Below are 3,735 nucleotides of genomic sequence, written 5' to 3' on the forward strand. Positions count from 1 at the left end.
GATACTTGAAGAACATTGCCATTATAGAAAAGCGGTGAGGTTGCAAAACCTCTGAAATAAGATGAATTAACACCCATTCCTATATTGATGTATGCAGGTCTTAATTTTCGCTTTTTCTTATTTGAAATAAGTAATTCATCAGGCTTTCTTTTTTCGCTATTGTTCTGTGCTAGGGTACTTGGTATTATTCCAATTAAAAGGAAAGCTGCTAGATAAATAGTAAAAATTCTTTTTTTTGACATAAAATTTTGTTTAATTTTTTAAAAATACTTTTGGTGTTATTAGTTTATTAATGGCCTTACCGCTACCCGAAAGATGTGATTTTAATATACAAATGTAAATAGTGGAATCGAATTTATCAACTACTAAAATTCCGTCAAACAGAGAGGAATTGCTCGCCAATTTGATCGAGGATGATAAAATATTTATAGTGACATAGAGTGGTAATCATTCTTGTATGCCACCTGAAATCCCCAGCCGTTTAATTAAGGCATGTTTAGGTCTATAAAAGGACAATACAATCAGCAAGGGTTCCTTCGTGGTAATTCAATTTTTCCAAACCTATTTTCAATTTTCACAATAAACAATTATTAAAGTATGGTAAACGCTATTCATCATTTTATATTTTACTAAATGATTTAATGAATCAACATCTATAATTTATATTGTTTTATTCATTGTTTTTATTTAATTGAATTTCTTGTGCTTCTTCAATGATTTGTTTTACAATTTTATCCATTTCATTAGACGAGACACTAAGTTGGCTTAACCAAAACATCAAATCTTCTAAATTTTCTTTTTGAGTTTCTATCAAATTAATTATCCCCAAAATTCTTGCTAGGGGTGCTCTAACAAGATGTGATTGTGTCCAGGCAATGTTTCTGAGTTTTTTATTTTGCTCTTCAATTTGTATGACATATTGTTTTCTACTAAATGCAAATTCTATACTTTTATGCAGAATACTTGGTGTTATTTCATCTTTGACCAAAAAATCTTCAACACCTTGTTTAAGACTTTCCTTGGCTAAACTAATATCAGCATAGCCTGTTAAAATAATTATAGGAACTAGAATTTTTTCAGAAACTATTTTTTGAATTAGCTCCCAACCTGATAAATCTGGCAAATGCAAATCCAAGAGGATCAAGTCAAAGGTGATTCCATGCTCAATATGTTTAATTTTCTCAAAATCACTGTAGGAATCACATCTTTTGATTTGAACCGTTTTAAAAGCATCTATCAGGAAATCTTCAATTAATACGAAATCTCCATCATTGTCTTCGAAAACGAGAACTGATAAAGCGCTGTTAGTTTTCTGATCTTTCATTTGGCTAGTGTTGTTAGCTGAAGCCAAAACTCCTCAATTTTAAGTACTGCCTGCATAAACTCCTCCATTTCCAAAGGCTTTTGAATATAGCTGTTACAATAATTGTTGTATGCTTTCTCTATATCCTTTTGATTGGAAGATGTGGTGAGCATGATTACTGGAATTTTTTTAAAATTTTCATCCTTTTTTATTTGTTCAAGTACCTCATGTCCGCTAAATATAGGTATGTTGATATCTAATAAAATCAAATCGGGCTTATGGGCATCCGAAAATTCACCTGTTTTTTTAAGAAAGTCCAAGGCTTCTTGTCCATTCCTTGCCACACTAACACGTGTTTGAAATTTACTTTCTTCAAAAGCTTCAAGTGTAAGCAGAATATCTCCTTCGTTGTCTTCTACTAGCAGGATGTGCGCAGGTTCTAAAATATATGTCATGATGTATAATTTGTTGTTTTTGAAATTGTAAAGTGGAATGTAGAACCCTCTCCAACTATTGAATCAAGCCAAATCTTTCCACCAAGAAACTCGACTGCTCGTTTTGCAGTCGATAAACCAATACCTGTTCCTTCATACTCCTTTCTATTATGTAGTCGCTGGAAAATGATGAACACTTTTTCATAAAATCGTTCCTCAATACCTATTCCATTGTCCTTTATTGCAAATTGCCAATACGCCCCTTTATCTTCTACTTTAATATCAACTACGGGCGGTACATTTACTCTGGAATATTTTAATGCATTGTCCAGCAAGCAATGAAATAGTTGTGTTACTGGGGCTTTGTAGCTAACTATTATAGGCAATTGGTGATAATGAACGATTGCTTTCTTTTCTGCTACTAATTTTCTTCTAAGTAATAAAAATTCTGAAACGATTTCATTTAAGTTTACCAATTCTTCTTGCTCATTAGGTCTATTGATTCTTGAGTAGAACAATAGATCTAATATAATCTGCTTCATTCGTTTGGCTCCATCCTTGGCAAAGTGGATATATTGTTTTGCTTTATCATCCAACTTATCTGCATATTTGCGTTCTAGCTGATCCATAAAGCTTGAAATCATTCGTAGGGGTTCTTGTAAATCATGAGAAGTGATAAAAGCAAATTGCTCCAATTCTTCGTTTGATCTTTGTAGTTCTTTCTTTTGGGACTCAAGTTTTCGATTAAAAGTTAATAATTGTTCTTCATGCTTTTTCCTGTCAGAAATGTCTGTCATAGCTCCAACCATTCTGTTAGCTTTGCCATTAACATCCCTAATAGCAATTCCTCTGTTAATTACAAAAGCATAAGTGCCGTCTTCTCGTTTATATCTATACTCAACTGTCAAAATAGATCCATCGTTTTGGATAACGTCTTCTAAGCTTTTGGTTACCCATTCAAGATCTTCCGGATGAATATGATCGGTCCAAAATTTTAGTGGTTGCGTAACTTTATTTACATCATATCCAAACAAAGTTTTAAAACCTTCGCTACAATAAAGCGTATTGTTCTCAATATCCCAATCCCAAATAGCATCGTTGGTAGCTTCTGTTACTTTTTCAAAGCGTTCGTTGGCTTTAATCAAACGCTCATCGGCTTCTTTTCTAAGCGTTACATCCGTAAAGTAAATGGATAGCCCAGTTTCTAATGGGTAAACATTCATTTCAAACCATTTACCTTGAGTTAAATATTTCTCTTCAAAACGAACTATTTCTCCTGTTTCCATGGCATGGTGATACTGACGATAAAAACTTGAATCGATAGCATCAGCAAAAACATTCCAAAGGTTCTTTCCTACAATTTCTTCTTTAGCTAACCCCATTAGCTTTACGGCTTGATTATTCCAATAAGTTACTGTCCAATTTTTATCAATTGTAAAAAAGGCATCTCCTATACTTTCGAGAATATTGTTTTTTTCCTTGTAGGAAATTAATAGTTTTTCTTCCGCTTTTTTTCTTTTTGAAATATCCCTTGAAATGGCAATAACAAAGTTTTTATGGTTGACTGTAATTAAACTTACAGTAACTTCCACATGAATAACAGCTCCGGTATCTTGGTTGATGTTTTCACCTTCCAAAATTCGCTGGCCATTTTCAAGCAAATCTACCACATGTTCCGCCCAAGCTTCTGGTTTTGCTTGAAATAATTTTTCGAAATCACTAACCTTGTATTCATTCACTTTGGATTGTACTATTCCCAAACGTTTTGAAGCCACATCATTTACATAGTACATTCTTCCAGACTCCTCACAAATCTGAATGGCATCAAATGATTTATCAAACAATTGCTGAAGTAGTTTGAGGCGTTGCTCTTCTTTTGCTTGAGTTAATTCTCTGCCCAATTGCTGAACTACTTTATTCAGTTCCAGAAACATTTCAATAGAAAAATCTGCCTTTCTTATCAAACAAAGCCAACCAAATTGATGGAGCGGAAATCCA

The 3,735-nt window shown here is 33.2% G+C and carries 4 protein-coding genes; all 4 read right to left on the reverse strand.

Translation table 11 applies throughout. From position 1 onward, the window contains the following. Window positions 1-242, reverse strand: a 242-nt coding sequence (locus ACOYLP_RS11385) for a hypothetical protein (RefSeq protein WP_422856292.1), incomplete at its 3' end; no start/stop codon positions are given. 428 nt (window positions 243-670) lie between these two features. After that, window positions 671-1,324, reverse strand: a complete 654-nt coding sequence (locus tag ACOYLP_RS11390; RefSeq protein WP_422856293.1) for a response regulator — start codon at window positions 1,322-1,324, stop codon at window positions 671-673. Continuing rightward, window positions 1,321-1,758, reverse strand: a complete 438-nt coding sequence (locus ACOYLP_RS11395) for a response regulator (protein WP_422856294.1) — start codon at window positions 1,756-1,758, stop codon at window positions 1,321-1,323. Before ACOYLP_RS11395 ends, ACOYLP_RS11390 begins: the two co-directional genes overlap by 4 nt. Further along, on the reverse strand, window positions 1,755-3,735 hold a 1,981-nt coding region (locus tag ACOYLP_RS11400), incomplete at its 5' end, for a PAS domain-containing sensor histidine kinase (protein WP_422856295.1). The genes ACOYLP_RS11395 and ACOYLP_RS11400, both read right to left, overlap by 4 nt.

The sequence above is a fragment of the Flavobacterium sp. genome, from assembly GCF_049318325.1.
Lineage (GTDB): Bacteria > Bacteroidota > Bacteroidia > Flavobacteriales > Flavobacteriaceae > Flavobacterium.

What these genes read in the sequence shown, in the direction of transcription:
- ACOYLP_RS11395 (WP_422856294.1), bottom strand. Translation starts at nt 1,758, where the DNA reads ATGACATATATTTTAGAACCTGCGCACATCCTGCTAGTAGAAGACAAC.
- ACOYLP_RS11390 (WP_422856293.1), bottom strand. Translation starts at nt 1,324, where the DNA reads ATGAAAGATCAGAAAACTAACAGCGCTTTATCAGTTCTCGTTTTCGAA.